This is a genomic window from Pedobacter cryoconitis (assembly GCF_014207135.1).
Lineage (GTDB): Bacteria > Bacteroidota > Bacteroidia > Sphingobacteriales > Sphingobacteriaceae > Pedobacter > Pedobacter cryoconitis_D.
Genome location: NZ_JACHCC010000011.1, coordinates 111,111 through 130,191 on the forward strand (window position 1 = coordinate 111,111; position 19,081 = coordinate 130,191).

Sequence of the window (19,081 nt, forward strand, 5' to 3'; positions counted from 1 at the left end):
TACTGCAAAAATGGATAAGATTAATTCTAGTATTAATGCTCCCGACCATTCAATGATTTACCGTCCCGTATATTTCAGATTAATCAATCCGGATGAAGGTGAGAAGCTTAAAAACTTAATCTCAAACAATCCAAACCTGATCATTTATGATACTATTTTAAGTCAGCTGGCAGAGCTGATTAAACTGAATAATCCACAAAAAAGACTGACTCCTGAAGAGTCAGCTGAGCTGATCAAACTCCATCTGAACACTGAAACAGATAAATATGGCGTATGGGTATATTTCCCATGGTCAAATAAACTGGTACATACCCTGGATGAACAGGAGTTTGCCCAGGTAAGAACCAGCAGGAATGTTTATAAAATCACACCCGAAGAAATAAATATCCTTAAACATAAAAAAATAGGCGTTATCGGACTATCTGTGGGGCAAAGTATCGCTTTAACCCTCGCTATGGAACGTACCTGCGGAGAATTGCGTCTGGCCGATTTTGATGAGATAGAGCTCAGCAATATGAACAGGATCAAAGTCAATGTACAAGATCTCGGACTGAATAAATCTATCGTTGCAGCAAGACAAATTGCTGAATTAGACCCTTTTATCAATGTAGTTTGTTTCACAAAAGGCATTACAGCGGATAACATTGATGACTTCTTTACAGCTGGTGGCAAACTCGATATCCTCGTAGAAGAATGTGATGGTATTGACATCAAAATCCTTGCCCGTATCAAAGCTAAAGAGTTGGGTATCCCGGTAGTCATGGATACCAACGACAAAGGCATGCTCGATGTGGAACGCTTCGATCTGGAGCCTGGAAGACCAATTTTCCATGGAAAAGTAAATGAACTGGAGGAACTGACTACCGACCAGCTGACCGAAAAATTAAATCAGCTTACCATTCCTGAAAAGATAGGTTACCTGGCAAAAATCATTGGCTATGAAAACTTATCTGAAGCCATGATGAGATCAGTCGGAGAAATGAACAAAACGATAGTCGGGTGGCCACAACTTGCATCTGCAGTTACACTGGGTGGTGCAATGATCACTGATATAAGCAGAAGAATCCTGCTTAAACAATTTAGCTCTTCAGGTAGATATTTCGTGGATTTTGACAATCTCTTCCTGGATGAGTTTAATACGATTACTAATATAAACGGAGACAATGATACACATTAGAACATTCAGAGCTCCTGATGATCCTGAGGCATGCTCGAAATTTATTGTTGGTCACAAAAGATTGCTTGAGCTCTATGGGATAACACAGATTACTTCAAACAGACAGGACTGGGTTGAAGATCCTAAAACCGTTGTCATCTTAGTTGAGGATAAAGAAACAAAATTTGTATATGGCGGGGCGAGAATTCAGATAAAGAGTGAAAAATATGACTTACCTATCGCTTCTGCTATTGGTAAATATGACCCCAAGGTCTATGATATGATTGACATTGACCAGCAGCGTGGAGGAACTTGCGAACTATGCGGTTTATGGAATTCAAGGGAGGTTGCAGGTATGGGAATCGGAAGTCACGTACTGGCCAGAGTAGGTTCAGTGCTGGCCGCTAAACTACCTATTGTGAGCCTGTTTGTATTATGTGCGCCAGTAACGGTCCGGATGGGGAAAAGGGTTGGTTGTGTGATCGAAACCTCGTTAGGTAACAACGGTCTTTTCTATTATCCAAAAGACGATCTGGTTGCCACCGCAATGCGTCTTAGAAATCCCGAAGATCTGAGTAATGCAGACGAGTCTGAGCGGATAAAGATCCTCTCCCTGCGTGATAACCCACATCAGGTCTTTGAAGAAAGAGGCCCCAAAGGGATGTACCAGCTAGAATATAATTTACACATTCCAAATCTCCATGACCCTGTATAAAAAAATACTTTTTTTGCTTCTTGCGCTGACATTGAATACGGCATTAACTTATGCTGCAACACAAGACAGTACATTAGTTTTTAAAAATGAGGACCAGATCCTAAGAGTCGAAAATGGTATTTCGATTTTCAAAGACCCTTCCAAAACGTTAACTATAGCTGATATTATTGGCCGTAAATTCAATTACCTTAATCAAAAGGTTCCTAATCTTGGTATAACCTCTGATAAAATATGGGTTAAATTCACTATAGATAATCAAAGCGCAGCAGAAAACCTGATGCTTGTTATCGCTCAGCCTGCAATTGACAGCATTACCTTATACCGGATCAATAATCATAAGCTCTATACCTCCTCAAAACTGGGAAAATTCAGACCTTTTCACGAAAGACTGGTTAATAACCCGAATTACATATTCCCGATAAAAATTGCCAGACAAGGCAGGGAAACTTTTTATATCAGCATCAGTTCCACGGATCAGATCCAGCTTCCTATTTCTTTGGGAACGGCAAAAATCGTACTGGTCAATGATAACAATAAGAATATCCTGTTTGGGATTTATGCAGGGATTATTATCATTATGATTTTATACAATCTGTTTATATCATTCACGGTTAAGGACCCAAGTTACATCTACTATATTTTTTATATCTTTTTCGTAGGTCTCACACAGGCAACTTTCCAGGGATATGCCTTTAAATTTCTCTGGCCGGATAGTCCGTGGCTGGCCATAAACAGCTCATTTCTGGTCCCTTTCTTTTCAGGGATAACAACTGCCTTATTTTTAAAGAGATTTTTACAGACAAAAATAGAGACCCCGAAATTACATATTGGAATAAACCTCTTTATTCTGTTTTATTTTATTGCGCTTGGTCTGTGGATTTCCGGTCAGCATATTAATAGCATAAAATGCCTGCAAACCCTGGCTTTATTCGGATCCCTGTACTTTCTTTACGTAGCCAATGTAATCAGGAGAAAAGGCTCGCGTCCGGCACTGTTTTTCCTGGTTGCCTATACCATATTCCTTCTTTGTGTAGTCATCTTTGTTTTAAGGAATTTCAACTTAATTGAGTACAATCTCTTTACTTCTTACATTTTAGAAATTGGTTCGGTCATACAGATTACTTTACTTTCGTTTGCGTTGGCAGATAAAATCAATATTTACAGAAAGGACAAGGAACAATCACAGGAACAGGCCCTTCAAATATCCAAAGAGAATGAAAGGTTGATCCGCGAGCAAAACGTCGAACTCGAAATCCAGGTTAACCGACGTACCGAAGAATTACAAAATTCAAATCTCACATTAAACCTTACACTTAAAGAGTTAAAAGAAGCCCAGTCCCAATTGGTTGACGCTGAGAAAATGGCAGGTTTAGGTCAGCTAACAGCTGGTATAGCACACGAGATCAATAACCCGATCAATTTTGTAACGTCAAATATTAAACCTCTGGGATTAGATATTAACGATCTGTACGAAGTTATCGAAAAGTATGAAAACCTCGATCCAGATCAGAATATCCAGGAACAGCTGACCTCAATAGACAAGTTCAAAAAACAGATTGATATAGACTTTATAAAAACTGAAATTAATTCATTGCTTTCCGGAATTGGCGAAGGAGCTAAACGGACAGCAGAGATTATCAGAAGCCTTAAAAACTTTAGCAGGCTGGACGAAAGCGATACCAAACCTGTTGACTTAAATGAAGGGCTGGAGTCTACCCTGGTTCTGTTAAGGAGCACTCTTCCACCCTATATTAATGTGGTCAAGGATTTTCAGCAGCTTCCCCTGGTAGAATGTCTGCCCGGAAAAATAAATCAGGTTTTTATGAATTTGATTACCAATGCTATCCATGCCCTGAAGATTAAAGAAAACCCTCAACCCGAAGAATATATTTATATTACTACCACAGCAGAAGAAAATCAGGTAAAAATCAGTATTAAGGATACTGGTACAGGAATGACAGAAGAGGTTAAACAGAAGATTTTCGAACCATTCTTCACGACCAAACAGGTTGGAGAAGGCACAGGATTAGGCCTTTCTATTGTATTTAGTATCATAGAAAAACATAAAGGCCATATCGATGTTGTAACAAAAGTAAATATAGGTACAGAATTTATTATTACCTTGCCTCTAAACATACAATAATATGACTCGCTCGCCTGTTAAAGTTTTATATATTGACGATGAAGAGAATAACCTCCTCGCATTCAAAGCAAGTTTTAGGAGACAATATGAAATTTACACAGCAAATTCTGCCGCTGAAGGATTAAAAGTATTAGAAAACCTGCCAGTAGAGGTTATTATTGCCGATCAGAAGATGCCACAAACCACTGGTGTAGAATTCTTCAAGAGCATTGCACATACCTACCCAGATCCTATACGTATACTCTTAACCGGTTATACTGACATTGCGGCTTTAGCGGATGCAATCAACCACGGAGATATTTACAGATATATCACTAAACCATGGAATGACCTGGAATTACATAATTCCATCAAAAATGCACACGATGCCTACAGATCTAAGATTGATCTGAGAAACAAGATCAAAGAACTTGAAAAGACAAATGATGAGCTGAACAGATTCATTTATAGTATTTCACATGAATTGAGAGCACCCCTGGTTTCGGTGATCGGGATCGTCAACCTTGTAAAAATGGAAGGCCTGTATAACTCCAGCGGAGAATACTGGGAATTAATAGAATCCTGCTCAAATAAACTGGATTACTATATACAGAAGACACTTCAATATTATAAAAACAATAAAAATGTATCCGATAAATCAGATATCAACTTCGAGAAGCTGGTTGATGAAATGATTGATCTGTATGCTTATAGTGACCGTGATACTCAATTTAACCTCAATATTAATCAGACCCATCCATTTATGGGTGACTCCTTCAGGATTGAGGTGATATTAGGTAACCTGATCTCTAATGCAATTAAATATCAGAAAGACAGCGGGCACCATAAAGTAGTTGATATTACTATCGAGGCTAATCTGCTCTCGGCCGAAATATCAATTACAGACAATGGGCTGGGTATCCTTAATGAACACCTTGAAAAAATATTCACTCAATTTTTCAAAGCTAAAAACAATAAGGGAAGCGGATTGGGGTTATTTATAGTCAAAGAAGCATTAAATAAGATTGATGGAAAAATATCTGTCAGCTCTTCTTTAAACCATGGTACTACATTTAAAATAACGATACCCAATGCCAAATAAACCGGAGAAAAGCATAAAAGTGATGCTGATCGATGATAATATTATTGATCTGAAGATTAACTCTAAAATCATCTTTATCTCTAAATTATTCGACGAGATCATTCAGTGTCAGTCGGGAGAAGAAGCGCTCAGTTATTTCAATACACATTCTGATCAGCCTGACAAACTACCCAATTTAATTCTTCTGGACATTCAGATGCCTGAAATGGATGGTTTCGAGTTCCTGGAAAACTACAAGCGTTTCCCCTCCAAACTGAAAGAGAATTGTGTAGTTGCCATGCTCTCCTCAACACTTGATTTTGGAGATATCCATAAAGCAGAAGCTAATCCCTATGTCATTAAATTATTAAAAAAACCGCTCTATCCGGCACATCTGGAGGCGCTGTTTAAGGCACATTTCAAATAAAAACAACAGGTTTTATTACTGATTTAAAAGGGCAAATACAGTTGGCATTATTAATGCCTTCTGTACCTTATGAATACGCTAAGAATGCTCCTCTTCGTCTTTTGTCTGTCACTGCTATTCACTGGCTGTAAGAAAGATTCTGCCCTTGATCCTTTATCAAATGTTCTCTTCTCTAAAGCCGGAGTAATCAGAGTAGAATGTGCAGATTGCGTACTTAATTATACTGTATTGAAAGATAACTATGCAGTAGACATCATCAACAATGAAGACGTAAAGTTCAGTTATATCTCTGATTTCGAGTTAAAAACGACTATAAATGCCCAAAAACAACAAACTATCCGGCTAGTCGTATTTGATGCTTACGGCAGATTAATTTCCAATGAGCTGAGTACGCTGGATCCCGGAGAAGTTAAAACCGACAGCTTTAAAATCCAGATTAAGTAATTAACACATACCAATACATCCATAATAAATCAAAATGCCCCGGAATAAATTATTTATTCCGGGGCATCTGATGATGGCTATACACGTAGAATATACAATTCAAACTGTGGAATATTATCTACGGTAACATTACACACTTATTTACAAATAGTTATATTTTAAATTCTCCTCTCCTTGCAGCAGTATTTGCTTTGGCAAGCTGAAGAAAAGAATCCTGTGCGGCCTTCACATTTTCTGCTTTACCCTTCCATATTTCCAATGCAGGCTGATGTAAGGCCCGCGAAAAAGAAAATGTAACCGGCCATGGCAATTCTGTTTTATAATTCAGGTTAATCGCATTCAGATTTTTGGAAGCTGTTACAGCATCCTGCCCACCCGAAAGAAAAGCAATCCCGGCTACCGTAGCAGGAACAGCATTACGTAAACAGCTGACGGTAAATTTCGCTACTGTCTCCGGATCAGATTTTTGCGCATGAGCTGCGCCCGGCAGAATCATATTCGGTTTTAAAATTAAACCACCCAGTTCTACTTTTAAAAGATATAGCTGTTCAAATAAAGACCGCAGTACACTTTCTGTAACTTCAGCACAACGTTCTATAGTATGATTACCATCCATGATCACCTCAGGCTCCACTATCGGTACTATACCAGCACGCTGACATGCTGCTGCATAACGTGCCAGAGCATGGGTATTACTTACTATACAGGCTGTTGTCGGCAAGGCCCCATCAATCAGAATTACAGCTCTCCATTTCGCAAACTTCAGTCCCAGATCAGCATACCCTTTTAACCTGTCTGCCAGATCATCCAGCCCCCTGGTTACCTTCTCCCCTGGAAAACCAGCCAGGTCTTCCGTTCCCTCATCCAGCTTGATTCCAGGAATAATACCTGCCTTGTTCAAAACTTCCAGAAAAGGAATGCCATCAGCTGTTTGCTGATGAACAGTTTCATCAAATAAGATCGCTCCGTTAATCTCATCTCCTATCCCCGGAGTTGTCGTCAGGACCTCTCTGTAAGCTCGTCTGTATTCTTCTGTCTGCGGTATCCCTGCCTTCTCAAAACGTTTATTTAAAGTGGCAACACTTTCATCTATTGCAACGAGGCCCTTAAAGTCCCTTACCATTGCTTTTGCAGTATTGATTAATTGTTGGGTGTGAGTTGTCTGTTCCATCTGATAATTAAAATAATCTTACCCAAAGAACATTCAGACAAAACCAATTGTTTGAATTACATCATCTTCTTTTTGCTGGTTATTTCTGGAAGCGCAGAGACATTTATACCTGTTTGAATTTTGCAATTATCTGTTTGATTCTTGCACACCTGGCGCTGCAATTGTGATTAAATTTACAATCAGATAAATTATACACCTTTCCTTAAATAATCATATGAAACCACAATTTAGTTATTCGTCCAATTATGGTTACCCTGTTATTCAGGGCCGCTGTAAATCTCACTCCGGTATACAAATCGATTATATCCCATTTGTTGATGAAGCCGAACTATTATCGTTATTTTCGAACATTCCCAATCTTAAACCCTACATAGATTTAGATCAGGATCTGGATTATTATTTAAGTATTTCAGGTTAACAGATCCGGTAATGTTAAATAAATAACTAAATTTTAACATCTGACAGCTTACAGGTTATCTATTAAAGTTTTAGCTTTGCTTAAACCCAAAGACCCTTTTAAAATTAATATAACCGCCAGATGCTAAATTTCTTCCATTTATGTTGAGTATCCGTACTTTACTAATTGTTTTGCTAATTTCTTATAGCTCATTCTCTTTTTCAGCTATACGTACTGGTAGAGATACACTGGCTTACAGTGATACTACCAAGATAGACTCTTCAAAAATGAGAGATATGGGGGATGTATTACGTGCCATTTTTAACAAAAAAAAGAATGCTGGTCATGTAAGTACCTCAAAAAAACTAAACATATCCATTGTCCCGACTGTAGGTTATACTTATTCTACAGGTTTTACTGCCGGAGCGAGTTCAGTTACTACATTTTATACGCAAAAAGATCACGATAAGAATGTTTCCGTAGTCAATCTTCAGGCCTTTTATGATTCGCATGAGCAAAAAACGTTCATGACTCAGTCAAATATCTGGGCCTGGGATGATCAGTTTAAATTTGTCACGGATCTGCGGCTGACCAAATATCCCGATGTCACTTATGGCTTGGGCAGTGCATCCAAAATGTCAAATGCTGATGATCTGGATTATGATTACCTGAGATTTTATCAGACTATTTTAAAGAAAGTGACTACAAATTTTTATGCCGGATTAGGCTACAGTCTCGACTACCATTCGAGTATTACTGAGACCAGTACCCCGGGTAATACAATTTCAGCCTTTAAACGTTATGGTGAATCTCCGAGCTCACGCTCTTCAGGCTTCACAATGGATATGTTATACGATTCGCGCACCAATCCTGTGAATGCGCTTGGAGGTACTTATGCCAACGTGGTGTTCCGGCAGAACCTTAAAAGTCTGGGTAGCGATTCCAAATGGAGTTCAGTACAGATTGATATCCGTAAATATTTTAAACTGTCCAAGTACTCAAACAACGTTCTTGCTTTCTGGAGTTACACCTGGTTAACCCTGAATGGCAAACCTCCATACCTTGATTTGCCAAGCGTTGGTAATGATACTTATAACAATACTGGTCGTGGTTATGCTATTGACAGGTTCAGAGGCAGAAATATGCTCTATCTTGAAAGTGAGTACCGGTTTGGAGTTACCCGTAATGGTTTAATAGGAGGTGTGGTTTTTGCAAACGTTCAGAGTTATCCGCATAGCGTAACGACAACCAATATCAACAATTTTAATCCCGCAGCAGGAGCAGGTATCCGTATTAAGATCAATAAACATTCCAATACCAATCTGGGTATTGACTATGGTATTGGTACAGATCATTCACATGGGCTTTTTGTTAATCTGGGAGAGGTATTTTAACTATACCAAACTGCCCCAGATAGGCTGATAAACTATTCAGTCCCATTTTAGCCCGCCTCTGTTCTACATGATCCGGATCTTCCAGTGGGAACAAAAAATACTTCCCTGTTTTTCTGTCGAACCCCAGTTGTGTTCCATAACGCTGTTTTTTATCCTGACCCAGTAAGATTCTGTCTTCCATACGGGCTAAATCCGAAGGTAATGCCCGCTGATGTCTGACGGCATCTCTTATTAATGGAAGATATTTCTCTCTAGTCTGCCGGTCTGCATGCTGTACCACAAGATATAATGCAGCATTACCGTCCTCTCCTATGGTACGCTGACCAAGCCATCCGTATTGATCCAGAACAGATTCTACTTTAACCAGGTTAACAGAATCCATTTCGTCCATCTTTCGTGCAAGGTCATTCATTTCCTTTGAAGCCATACCATACCGGATAGAGATACCTTCCACCTGCTGCCTGTATTTCTGGTCATCCTCATAAATAGCCTGCAGCTGCTTAGTTAATGAAGCCCGCAGTACCGTATCTGCCATAACTTCTTTATCTTTTGCACGATAAACCAAAGCATTTCGCTGTCCGCAGGAGGCAGCAGCAATCAGAAGAAATGGTACAAACAGGATTAAACGCATTATTAAAGATAATAAAATAAAGGCGACAGGAAGACATTATATCTCCTGCCAGTGCCCTTATTCAATCAAAAAAGGTTATAAAGAGGGTTCCAGTGCAGTAGAAATACCTATTCTGTTCCAACCATTGATAACGATGATAGCCATGATGATATCAGCCAGATAAGCCTCTCCAAAAAGACCGGCTGCATTTTTATAAGTTTCGTCAGAAACATGCCCGCTGATTTGAGTTACCTCTTCAGTAAGTGCCAGTAAAGCACGCTCCTGCTCATCAAAAAACGGAGTATCGCGCCATGCATTCAGTGCATATATTCTTTGTTCTGTTTCACCTGCTTTACGTGCATCTATCGTATGCATGTTGATACAAAAGGCGCATCTGTTAAGCTGTGATGCCCTGATTTTAATCAGATCTTTGTGTTTTATAGTCAGACTGGTACTTTCAATATACTTGTCAAATGCTAACATAGCTCTGTATGCAGCTGGCTGTACTTCATTTATTTTAATCCTGTTGCTCATATAATTAGTTTTTGTTAAGACAAATGTGCGTAATAATATACCTCAAAAAAATGAACTGTGGTTAAGAAATACAAAACCTGATCAAATCTTTTTCGCACGCATCCGGCTCATGAACTGGGGGGTAAACCCTAAATAGGAAGCCAGCATATATTGCGGTACACGCTGTACAAATTCAGGAAAAAGACTGGTAAAATTCCGGTAACGGGTCTCCTCATTCTGGTTAAAAATAAATCCTATCCTGCGTTGTGCCGCTACAAATGCCTTTTGCATCATGATCCTGAAATAACTCTCCAGCGCCGGTATTTCTTTAAACAGGATTACCCTGTTTTGTTCATTCAACAGTAGCATCTGTGTCTCCTCTATGGCTTGTATATAACAAGTAGAGGGTTGATTGTTCAATAAACTATCCTGATCAGCAATCCACCAGGTCTCAATACCAAAATGTATAGTCTGCTCATTGAGTTTACTATTGATAAAAAACTGGCGCACACATCCCTTCAACACAAAGTAATTCCCCTGGCACATTTTCCCTGGTTCAAGCAGAATCTCTTTCTTTTTTAGTTTTTTGAGTTCCAGCCTTTCGCAGAGCATTTGCTCTTCCTGGGGTTTTAGTTGTACATATCTTTTGATATGATTTAAAAGCTCCTCGTACATGATCATTGGATTAAATAACCTGTCTTCAAATTACAGACAATTAAAACAGCAATTACAATTTAATGTAACATTCAGAGAATCTGACAATCTAACCTACTGAATAACAATAAAATTTAACCTCAGACCACATGAAAAAGAATATATTTACCTCCTCAGTTTTAATCCTTTCCTTAGCTATAAGCTTAATCTTTTCAAGCTGTAAAGGTCATGGAGACCGTCTCAAAATCACAGTTAATGAAACAGATACCAATTATGAGATGACTGCCAGCTATAATGAAGATAAAACCCCTAAGGTTGAACAATATCTCTCACAATATGTACCTCAAACTGCTATTTTCAAACCTGGGCACCCATCCGAAATCAGAGTGACACTGGCTGACAAAAGCGAGTTTAATATCAAATCGACACCTGGAGAACTCAGGATCAACCTGGATAAAAAATTAAACACCAAAACTTCCCTTAATAACATCAAAAGAATCAGCAAAGAGCTGAAAGATATCCTCCAGTAATCCTGGACTAAGATTTAATCTGCCTGGTTTGAGGTTTTCTGTATTTTCTCTGCCAGAATTTATACCAGTTTTTGTTAGTGGGATACTGACGGTGTGGTGTTGCATTATTGCAGACCACAGCCACAAGGAACAGGATCATAACACCGGTAAATATCGGGCTAAAGGCGTAAAAATAACCCAGTGCATTAATTTTCGCCGAACCTGTTGTCGCAATCAGTGCAGTTGCCCCTCCCGGAGGATGAAGTGTTTTGGTAATCTGCATAACCACAATAGAAACAGAAACAGCAAGTGCTGAACTTAACCAGACTTCACCTGGAATTAACTTATGCATCGTTACGCCTACCAGGGCAGAAAGGACATGTCCCCCGATCAGGTTCCTCGGTTGGGCCAAAGGGCTGTTAATAATACCATAGATTAATACTGAAGAAGCCCCGAATGAACCGATCATAAAAAGATTATCATAAGCTGTAAAGTACTTACTATTGATAAACCCGATGATGCCTATCCCTAAAAATGAACCAATAAATGTCCAGATATGTTCCCTGACATCAATCAGCGTTTCTTTATAAAGCACATACCTGGCCCTTCTCACATGTCTCCGTATCTTATTTCTCATAACAGTTAGCAAAAGTAATTCTTTGTACCCTAATATTTCGGTTTTATTAGCAGCTCAGACTACACATCCTCTACAATTACATTAATTACCGATTAATTAAAAAATTACACAACAATTAAGCTTGCAGGAAAAATTAAAAGCTGTTTAACTGACTTATTTTCCGGATGGAATGATTTACCTTTAGCAGATTATGCGTAAACGTACAGTAATAATTATCCTGATTTACCTGATTCTTGGTGCCGCCTGGCTGATTATGGGAGCCAAGTGGATCGGGCAACTTGACCGCATGACCCCTGAAAAAGATTTAAGCTGGCTTTATGCATATAAAAATATCTTTTTCCTGTTTATTTCTGCACTGATACTCTTTCTGCTGATAGAAATGTACCGCGTTAGCTTATCAAAAGTAGAAAAGAATTATCAGCAACTTTTTGAGGGTACACCAGCCGCTATTTATGTTTTTGATAAAAGGAATTACCGCTTCCTGAAAATGAATAAAATCATGACTAAAAAATATGGTTACAGCCATAAGGAGTTAATGGAAATGACTGTGATGGACATCCGGCCAGCTGAGGAGAGTTTCAAATTAAGAGATTACCTGTTGACGGAACATAACGAAGGTCACGAAACCGGAGTATGGCTGCACAGGAAAAAGAATGGCGAACTTTTTCATCAGCTAATCTCTCATCACAGTACTGTTTACAATGGCATTCCCGCCTTTACTGTTATAGCAATTGATGTTGAGCATCATATCAGGGCCGAAGAAAAGATCAAGGAGTTGCTCAATATTTATGAAACTGTGACCAGCGTAACCAATGATGTGATCTGGGAATATTGCCCTTATACAGATGGGATCAAATGGATGAGTGGCTTTTCAGAGATCTTTGGTTATACAGAATTGTTAAGAGTAAATACAGGGGACTGGATACTGGGTAAAATCCATCCTGAAGATAAAGAGCGCGTAGTCAGTTCCGTGGAGTTAGCATTTAAGGAGCTGAGAAACTCGTGGCATTGCGAATACAGACTCCAGTGTGCAGACGGAACCTATAAGGAAGTATACAATCAGGCATTTATATTGGTGGACAAAAATGGGAAAACCGAAAAAATGGTAGGTGCGCTCAGAGATATTACCATCAGAAAGGATTACGAAAAACGATTATTACGAAAAAATAAAATGCTGAAAGAGATCGCATGGAATAATTCACATGAGATCCGCCGGCCTTTAAGTAATATATTAGGTTTAACAGAACTCATGAATGCAGACCCGGATACTCCCCCCTCACATGCTGAAATGCTGATGATGTTAAGTAAATCAGCTACAGAACTCGATGATATTATTATTAAAATAAACACATCCCTTAAAGACATCAAATTTTAGACAGCTCTCGTAAAGCCATTTACAGACCAGAGTAATAATCATACCCCTGCTCGGCCCAGTAATCACGTGGACGCTGGTTACTGAAATTGATCATCCCAATTCTTTTCAGGTTTTTTATTCCATATTTAACAGGAATGATTAATCTTAAGGGTGCGCCATGTTCTTCAGTTATCGGCTTATCATTCATCTCATAAGCGAGTATAGTCTGAGGATGTAAAGCACTTTCCATATCCAGTCCTATATAATATTCTCCGTCCGGTGTTTCCATCCCGACATATCCCATCTTAGCCTGGTCGTGTAATTGATAATAATCAATAAAATCAATAAACCTCAGACCCGCCCAATGCTGTATCTGGTCCCAACCTTCCACACATTTAAAATCATAGACAATTTCAGTTTTCGGTAAGGCCTTCAGGTCTTCGATATTGATCTTCAACACCTCTCCTTTCTTTTTAACTAAGGATAACTGCCATCTGGATACATCAAAACTCTCATCCGTTAATCCAATGTCACTATTTACTCTAACCACCCTGGCGGCTCTCTCTTTTGGATAGGTTTTGACCACATGGTCATTGCTAAAGATTCTCCTGAAAAACAACTCAGTTTTATTCAGTGCCCTTCGCAATGGCTGACGTGCCCCGCCTGTAATTCCGGCCTTTTCTTCCGGCGAATTATAAAGCCATTTCCAGCCACCGAAAGCTGCCCCGCCAGCTACAAAAAAGGTAGCGAATGATATAAAATTACGCCGTTTGATTTTCTTCTCTATGCTCAGTTCAACTGGCTGAGGTTTATTTGCGGTCGTTTTCATCTGATTTTTTTGTTTTATCAGTTACCTGAGGTTTCTTTACTATTTTCTTTGGCTTCGGCTGTACCTTTTTAATTGCAGGTACAGGCACAGGTTCTAATTCCTTCACTTCAAAACCAGAGATCACGGACCTGAAGTTATTCCACCCGGCAAGCACAACCTGCATCACATGGATCATAAAAAACAGGACATAACCAAGAGTCAGTACAAAATGAATAATCCTTGCAAAATGATAACCTCCACATATCCAGGTCAACCAGTATAACTGCACTGGTTTGTAGATAGCAAGACCAGTGATTACAGAACCAAAACCCATGATAATAATAGCAGTATAGGCAATCCGCTGAGCTGCATTATATTTTTTCTGCGGAGGACTGAATTTCCTGATATGGAGATCATGTAAAAGTACCTGCCAGGCTTCTTTAAAAGAGTGGCGGTTGGGAACCAGCTGTCTCCATTCTCCAGAGATCAGTGTATACAACAAGTAAAAGATTCCATTTAAGGTAAAAAACCACATAAACAAGAAATGGAAGGCCATTCCTTCTGCCAACCGGGCTGGGATATGCAGCAACTTATAGAACCAGTCTGGAAAGAAATGAATAAAGGTATACCCAAATATCTCAATTTTATAGGCATCATTTGCCCAGTAAATTAACATTCCGCTCCAGATCATAACCAGGAGGATAGGAAAATTCACCCAATGAGTCCAGCGCATCGCTAAAGGATGCTTTTCATGAATCACTTTCATTTGTATCTTGTTGCTGCAATAATTTCACCGTCAGTATCATGCTGTAAAAAGGCAATCAATCCATATTTTGCAGCATCCGTATGCTGTGGAATATCCAGACTGGCTGTCCCGCTGTTCTTACCGTTAAGAGGAATCTGTTTGAGCTGACGTACTATTTGAATATGTGACAATAGATGACCACCGTTTTCTCCGCTTTTAACTCTCGTCTGTGCCGAATGCTGTACAAGAGCCAGCAGCAAATCCGTATGCCCGTCTGCTCCGTTTGCCTGGTAGTGTAACCTGAATTGTCTGCCACTTGTATCCACCTGATCCAGTATTAATTTTGCTGCAGAGATCTTTCGTAAACTGCTCTTAATCGCGTTTCGTAAAGTGGTTTCTTCCGATCCGACAAACTCCTGCTGTCCGTTCACCACTATCTGAGGTGTATATACAGATCTCAGGTTCAGCCAGCTGGCATATTGATTTTGTCTTTTGGAATAATCCGCATTACTATATACGTCTTTCCAGCCCAGACGGTTCCAGTAATCAACATGAAAAGCTAAGATATAAACTGGCTGACCTGTCTCCTCCCGTTGTATTCTGGCGACCAGTTCATCGGCTGGAGGACAGCTTGAACAACCTTCAGAAGTAAAAAGTTCAATTAATGCAAATCCTTTATCATTATTCCCGACAGCTGTCTTGCGAAAACTGGCAATTGCAATTGCACCCGATAATAGTATAGCAGTACCCAGACAGCCGACTATAAAAAATATTTTGATTACTTTCATGATAAGATTTCCTTATTTGTCGGCTTGTATAGTAAATCCTTACAATAAATTTAAACAAATTGTAAGGAACAGTCTAATTGCCCGACTACTATAATTTATCATCTTCTATGTCCAGTCAAAAACATACAGAATCTTCATCGTCCGAAACGCATACTATTGATCCGCACCTATGGGTAACTCATCATGCAGACTACCTTTACAACTATGCAATTACAAGGATTAACGAAGAAGAGCAGGCAAGAGATCTTGTCCAGGAAACTTTTCTGGCAGCACTGGAAAGAATAGACCGCTTTGAAGGGAGAAGTACTGAGCGTACCTGGTTAACTGCTATTTTAAAAAACAAGATTATAGACATCTACCGCAAAAAGTCTTCTGGTCTGAAGAATATCACCATAGACAGCGGTGCAGAACAAAATGACCAGGATTTTTTCGATCCAGATGATGGTCACTGGAAGAAAGCACACAGGCCTCAGCCATTTGGAATAGAAGATACAACGGATGCTTTGAACGCTAAAGAATTCAATTCTATCTTGAAAAGATGTATGCAGAAACTTCCTGGGCTCTGGTTATCCGTTTTTACGATGAAACATATGGACGATGAGTCCACAGATTTTATTTGCAGCGAACTGAAAGTGACCCCTTCAAATTTCTGGGTAATTATCCACCGGGCAAAACTAAACCTGAGAGCCTGTCTGCAAAAAAACTGGATTTAAAGAAACTGATATGAGCGCGCTAAAAAACATTATATATAACTGCAGGAAAGCTACTTTTCTGATTGAAAAGAAACAGCTGTCCCCCCTTACCTTTCAAGAAAAAGTAGAATTAAGAATTCACCTGACTGGCTGTTCTTTTTGCAGGTTATTTCAAAAACAGAGCATCAGTATAAACCTGATGGTACATGAGCTTTTTCATACAGCAAAGCCTACAGAAAGAGGACTGGATGAGACCTATAAAAAAGAGTTACAGGAACGCATAGAAAATGAGTTGAATAAAAATTAGAATTTATTGTAAGGTCTGTCCATGGTCTGCGACTAAGGGAGAAACATTCACAAAATTTAAAATCATGAAAACTCAGAATCTAAGATCAAACCTAAAAAAAGGCATAATGGCCGCAGTCATCACCTTTTGTTTTGCAATCACTACTCAGACCAAAGCAGCTGAACACCCATTACAAAAAGACACTACAAAAATGGCATCATCTAAAATGAGTAAAATGTCAAAAGGTAAAATGAGTTCAAAAAAGATGGATAAAATGGCCCCTTCTAAAATGTCAAAAAGCAAAATGAACACAAAAAAGGTGGATAAGATGGCACCTTCCAAAATGTAAGATATTCAACGAAATATCCTGGAGGCTCAGGTCTCCGGGATATTTTTAAAACATAAATAATGAAACAATTTGTACTCCTCATCACTACAATACTATTTACCCTCAGCCTGGCTGCACAAACCGGAAAAAAAACAGGTGATAAAGCCCCTCAGTTTTCGGCCAGAGACAATGCAGGCAAAACTATTGATCTTAAACAATTACTGAAATCGCATAAATCTGTAGTTTTATTTTTTTACCGCGGACAGTGGTGTCCCTATTGCAATCTGCATATCAAACAATTACAGGACTCTCTTCAACTGCTTACGGCCAAAGGAGCGTATGTCATTGGTGTCACTCCCGAAACCGGAGAGAATATTACTAAAACTATTGAGAAAACCCATGCTTCCTTTTCTATCATACAAGACAAAGGGTATAAAATCATGACAGCCTATAATGTAAAATTTGTCATGGATGAGGGTTTAGTTACTAAATACAAAGGATATGGTGTAGATCTGAATAAAAACAATGGAAACTCAGATCATGTCCTACCCGTTCCGGCAACCTATATCATAGACCATACCGGAAAGATATCTTTTGTTCATTTCGATAAAGACTACAAAAAACGAGCAGCAGTATCCACTTTACTGAAACAGCTTTAATTCAAAACAAGTGCCCGGATCCGGGCACTTGTTTTGAAGAATAAGACCAGGGGTCTGAATGTACTTTGGTTCGGACTTTGTTCGGAGATTGTTCGGATTTTGTTCGAACAACATTCGAACGGAATTGAAGAAAACACGAATGTGATCTGAACCAATTACCTGTATGAGTAAAACCTAATATTAAGGCAGATCAAATCCGTACTTCTTGTAAACAGCATTCGCTTCTGCACTAACCAGGAACTTCATAAAGTCCTTAGCTGCCTGTGGATGCGGTGCATTTTTCAGCTCCCCGGCAATATATTGTGCATGAATATTTTCCTTTTCCGGGATTTCAATCATTTCGACAGGATGATTGATCATTTTCTGATAATAAGCTTCACTGTACCATACCGGAGCAGCGTCACTCTGATTATATAAAATCCGCATCGGTGACTGACGGTGATGGATTTGCGTAAGATAGGTAGACTGGTCTTTCACTTTGGTTTTCATTACCGCTGTCTTTAATTGTTCACCACCCGCCTTAACATAGGCTTCCTCAATACGTTTACCAATACCTTCGAAATCAGGGTTCGGCATACTTATCCTTAGATCTTTACTTCCCAAATCTTTTAACCCTTTAACTTTCTTCGGATTACCTTTCTGCACCAGGATCGCCAATTTGTTTCTTGCATATAAGGCCGTTTGACTGAACCATTCCGGTGTCTGGTCAATCCGGTTTTTACCGGCAGTGTAAACATCCGGTTTTAATGTGATCCTGAGATTTCCAATCACTATACTTCCTGTTTCAATCTGTCTGGCCAGTATGCCAGGAGGCAGAGTTTCAGCAAATACCCGCTGATATTGAGGATAAGCCTTTTTAAAAGCAGCAATCAGATCGTCAATGCACATGAACTGATTACCCGCAAAAAACACAACCAGCTGCGGATCATTAATATCCCCAAACAAATCCGGGACATTATCAACACCTGGCACTGTAAACTGCAATGCACTTTCAGGAGGAGTATTCCAGGGAGGATCAAAACGGTGTTCCTGAGCTATAGCTGCTTCAGAAAGACAAAACATCGCAGCAATACCAAAAATTATATAGTTTAATTTCATCTGTTTATATTATTGTTTTTCGTCTTTTTATACTTTTTTAAGGATGTACAATTGCCCAGCCCTGCTGCTGAAGGATAATAATCTCTCCGTTACCACTGGGTGCATAATTGATAAAATCGTACAAAGTACTTTTTTCAATATGTCTTTCCTTCAGTGTGTTCTCGCATTGTACCAGTAAAACACCCCTGTCCTGCAATTCTTTTAATGTTTTCTCAAAAACTCCGTTTTTATCATAAACGGCGACCCCATCTCCAAAGGCAACCAATTCCAGCTCCAGTTTCCCCTTAAGGCGAGGGTCATCAAGCGCATTTTTCATATTCCTCAGTGTACCACCAATTTTCTTTTCATCACCGCTATTCAGCATGTAAACGGCCTTGTAATGTTTCAGGACAGCTTTTGCACCGGTATATACTGCCGGTTTTGTCTGTGCAAAACTTGTTTTTACGCCAGCCATTACTACAAGCAGGCTGCAAATCAGGATCATCTTCTTCAT

24 protein-coding genes are annotated in these 19,081 nt (G+C 39.2%); 14 read left to right on the forward strand and 10 right to left on the reverse strand.

Annotated elements, in window-relative coordinates:
• Positions 1-10 precede the first annotated feature (10 nt).
• The 6 genes from HDF25_RS20015 (at position 11) to HDF25_RS20040 (ending at position 5,945) form a co-directional block, all read left to right on the forward strand.
• Positions 11-1,177, forward strand: coding sequence for a ThiF family adenylyltransferase (locus tag HDF25_RS20015; RefSeq protein ID WP_184628079.1), 1,167 nt, complete (start codon positions 11-13; stop codon positions 1,175-1,177).
• Entirely contained in the window at positions 1,164-1,871 is a 708-nt protein-coding gene (locus HDF25_RS20020; protein WP_184628080.1) for a hypothetical protein, read from the forward strand. Before HDF25_RS20015 ends, HDF25_RS20020 begins: the two co-directional genes overlap by 14 nt.
• Positions 1,858-4,014 carry a 7TM diverse intracellular signaling domain-containing protein gene (locus HDF25_RS20025; RefSeq protein ID WP_184628081.1) on the forward strand — a complete coding sequence of 719 codons (2,157 nt, stop codon included), beginning with the start codon at positions 1,858-1,860 and terminating at the stop codon, positions 4,012-4,014. The genes HDF25_RS20020 and HDF25_RS20025 overlap by 14 nt, the downstream gene beginning before the upstream one ends.
• 1 nt (position 4,015) lies before the next feature.
• Entirely contained in the window at positions 4,016-5,095 is a 1,080-nt protein-coding gene (locus HDF25_RS20030) for a hybrid sensor histidine kinase/response regulator (RefSeq protein ID WP_184628082.1), read from the forward strand.
• Positions 5,085-5,501, forward strand: a complete 417-nt coding sequence (locus HDF25_RS20035) for a response regulator (RefSeq protein ID WP_184628083.1) — start codon at positions 5,085-5,087, stop codon at positions 5,499-5,501. Before HDF25_RS20030 ends, HDF25_RS20035 begins: the two co-directional genes overlap by 11 nt.
• A 69-nt stretch (positions 5,502-5,570) precedes the next feature.
• Positions 5,571-5,945, forward strand: a complete 375-nt coding sequence (locus HDF25_RS20040; protein ID WP_184628084.1) for a hypothetical protein — start codon at positions 5,571-5,573, stop codon at positions 5,943-5,945.
• 151 nt (positions 5,946-6,096) lie between these two features.
• Here HDF25_RS20040 and HDF25_RS20045 read toward each other — a convergent pair whose 3' ends face one another.
• Positions 6,097-7,116 carry a class I fructose-bisphosphate aldolase gene (locus tag HDF25_RS20045; protein WP_184628085.1) on the reverse strand — a complete coding sequence of 340 codons (1,020 nt, stop codon included), beginning with the start codon at positions 7,114-7,116 and terminating at the stop codon, positions 6,097-6,099.
• Between the two features lie 214 nt (positions 7,117-7,330).
• On the opposite strand from HDF25_RS20045, the gene HDF25_RS20050 reads away from it, so the two are divergent.
• Together HDF25_RS20050 and HDF25_RS20055 are read left to right on the forward strand one after the other, a co-directional pair.
• Positions 7,331-7,534 (forward strand): hypothetical protein, encoded by a 204-nt coding sequence (locus tag HDF25_RS20050; RefSeq protein ID WP_184628087.1) that lies wholly within the window; start codon positions 7,331-7,333, stop codon positions 7,532-7,534.
• A gap of 140 nt (positions 7,535-7,674) precedes the next feature.
• On the forward strand, positions 7,675-8,907 hold the full coding sequence (locus HDF25_RS20055) for a BamA/TamA family outer membrane protein (RefSeq protein ID WP_184628089.1): 1,233 nt from the start codon (positions 7,675-7,677) through the stop codon (positions 8,905-8,907).
• Here HDF25_RS20055 and HDF25_RS20060 read toward each other — a convergent pair.
• The 3 genes from HDF25_RS20060 to HDF25_RS20070 form a co-directional block, all read right to left on the reverse strand.
• Positions 8,885-9,538, reverse strand: coding sequence for a DUF6624 domain-containing protein (locus HDF25_RS20060; protein WP_184628091.1), 654 nt, complete (start codon positions 9,536-9,538; stop codon positions 8,885-8,887). The genes HDF25_RS20055 and HDF25_RS20060 overlap by 23 nt on opposite strands.
• 75 nt (positions 9,539-9,613) lie before the next feature.
• Positions 9,614-10,051, reverse strand: a complete 438-nt coding sequence (locus tag HDF25_RS20065; RefSeq protein WP_184628092.1) for a carboxymuconolactone decarboxylase family protein — start codon at positions 10,049-10,051, stop codon at positions 9,614-9,616.
• A gap of 81 nt (positions 10,052-10,132) precedes the next feature.
• Entirely contained in the window at positions 10,133-10,705 is a 573-nt protein-coding gene (locus HDF25_RS20070; RefSeq protein WP_184628093.1) for a Crp/Fnr family transcriptional regulator, read from the reverse strand.
• A 128-nt stretch (positions 10,706-10,833) separates the two neighbouring features.
• On the opposite strand from HDF25_RS20070, the gene HDF25_RS20075 reads away from it, so the two are divergent.
• On the forward strand, positions 10,834-11,214 hold the full coding sequence (locus HDF25_RS20075) for a hypothetical protein (protein WP_184628094.1): 381 nt from the start codon (positions 10,834-10,836) through the stop codon (positions 11,212-11,214).
• Between the two features lie 7 nt (positions 11,215-11,221).
• Here the strand turns inward: HDF25_RS20075 and HDF25_RS20080 are convergent, their stop codons facing one another.
• A complete protein-coding gene (locus HDF25_RS20080) occupies positions 11,222-11,830 on the reverse strand; it encodes an HPP family protein (protein WP_184628095.1) in 609 nt (202 codons plus the stop codon).
• Between the two features lie 190 nt (positions 11,831-12,020).
• Between HDF25_RS20080 and HDF25_RS20085 the strand changes: the two genes are divergently transcribed.
• On the forward strand, positions 12,021-13,205 hold the full coding sequence (locus HDF25_RS20085) for a PAS domain S-box protein (RefSeq protein WP_184628097.1): 1,185 nt from the start codon (positions 12,021-12,023) through the stop codon (positions 13,203-13,205).
• A gap of 19 nt (positions 13,206-13,224) precedes the next feature.
• Here HDF25_RS20085 and HDF25_RS20090 read toward each other — a convergent pair whose 3' ends face one another.
• Genes HDF25_RS20090 through HDF25_RS20100 form a run of 3 tightly spaced genes read right to left on the reverse strand, consistent with a single transcriptional unit; the run spans position 13,225 to position 15,525 of the window.
• Complete coding sequence (locus HDF25_RS20090) at positions 13,225-14,013, reverse strand: molybdopterin-dependent oxidoreductase (RefSeq protein WP_184628099.1); 789 nt, start codon at positions 14,011-14,013, stop codon at positions 13,225-13,227.
• A complete protein-coding gene (locus HDF25_RS20095) occupies positions 13,994-14,758 on the reverse strand; it encodes a cytochrome b/b6 domain-containing protein (RefSeq protein WP_184628101.1) in 765 nt (254 codons plus the stop codon). The genes HDF25_RS20090 and HDF25_RS20095 overlap by 20 nt, the downstream gene beginning before the upstream one ends.
• Positions 14,755-15,525, reverse strand: coding sequence for a DUF1223 domain-containing protein (locus tag HDF25_RS20100; RefSeq protein ID WP_184628103.1), 771 nt, complete (start codon positions 15,523-15,525; stop codon positions 14,755-14,757). Before HDF25_RS20100 ends, HDF25_RS20095 begins: the two co-directional genes overlap by 4 nt.
• A 107-nt stretch (positions 15,526-15,632) precedes the next feature.
• Here HDF25_RS20100 and HDF25_RS20105 point away from each other — a divergent pair, with 107 nt between their 5' ends.
• The 4 genes from HDF25_RS20105 to HDF25_RS20120 all read left to right on the forward strand — a co-directional run bounded on the left by HDF25_RS20105 (position 15,633) and on the right by HDF25_RS20120 (position 17,490).
• On the forward strand, positions 15,633-16,238 hold the full coding sequence (locus HDF25_RS20105; protein ID WP_184628105.1) for a sigma-70 family RNA polymerase sigma factor: 606 nt from the start codon (positions 15,633-15,635) through the stop codon (positions 16,236-16,238).
• Positions 16,239-16,248: 10 nt separating this feature from the next.
• Entirely contained in the window at positions 16,249-16,524 is a 276-nt protein-coding gene (locus HDF25_RS20110; RefSeq protein WP_184628106.1) for a hypothetical protein, read from the forward strand.
• A gap of 106 nt (positions 16,525-16,630) precedes the next feature.
• Entirely contained in the window at positions 16,631-16,852 is a 222-nt protein-coding gene (locus tag HDF25_RS20115; RefSeq protein WP_184628108.1) for a hypothetical protein, read from the forward strand.
• 59 nt (positions 16,853-16,911) lie between these two features.
• Entirely contained in the window at positions 16,912-17,490 is a 579-nt protein-coding gene (locus HDF25_RS20120; protein ID WP_184628110.1) for a peroxiredoxin-like family protein, read from the forward strand.
• Positions 17,491-17,670: 180 nt separating this feature from the next.
• Here the strand turns inward: HDF25_RS20120 and HDF25_RS20125 are convergent, their stop codons facing one another.
• Both HDF25_RS20125 and HDF25_RS20130 read right to left on the reverse strand, forming a co-directional pair.
• Entirely contained in the window at positions 17,671-18,588 is a 918-nt protein-coding gene (locus HDF25_RS20125; protein ID WP_184628112.1) for a molybdate ABC transporter substrate-binding protein, read from the reverse strand.
• A gap of 37 nt (positions 18,589-18,625) precedes the next feature.
• Positions 18,626-19,081, reverse strand: a complete 456-nt coding sequence (locus tag HDF25_RS20130) for a DsrE family protein (protein WP_184628114.1) — start codon at positions 19,079-19,081, stop codon at positions 18,626-18,628.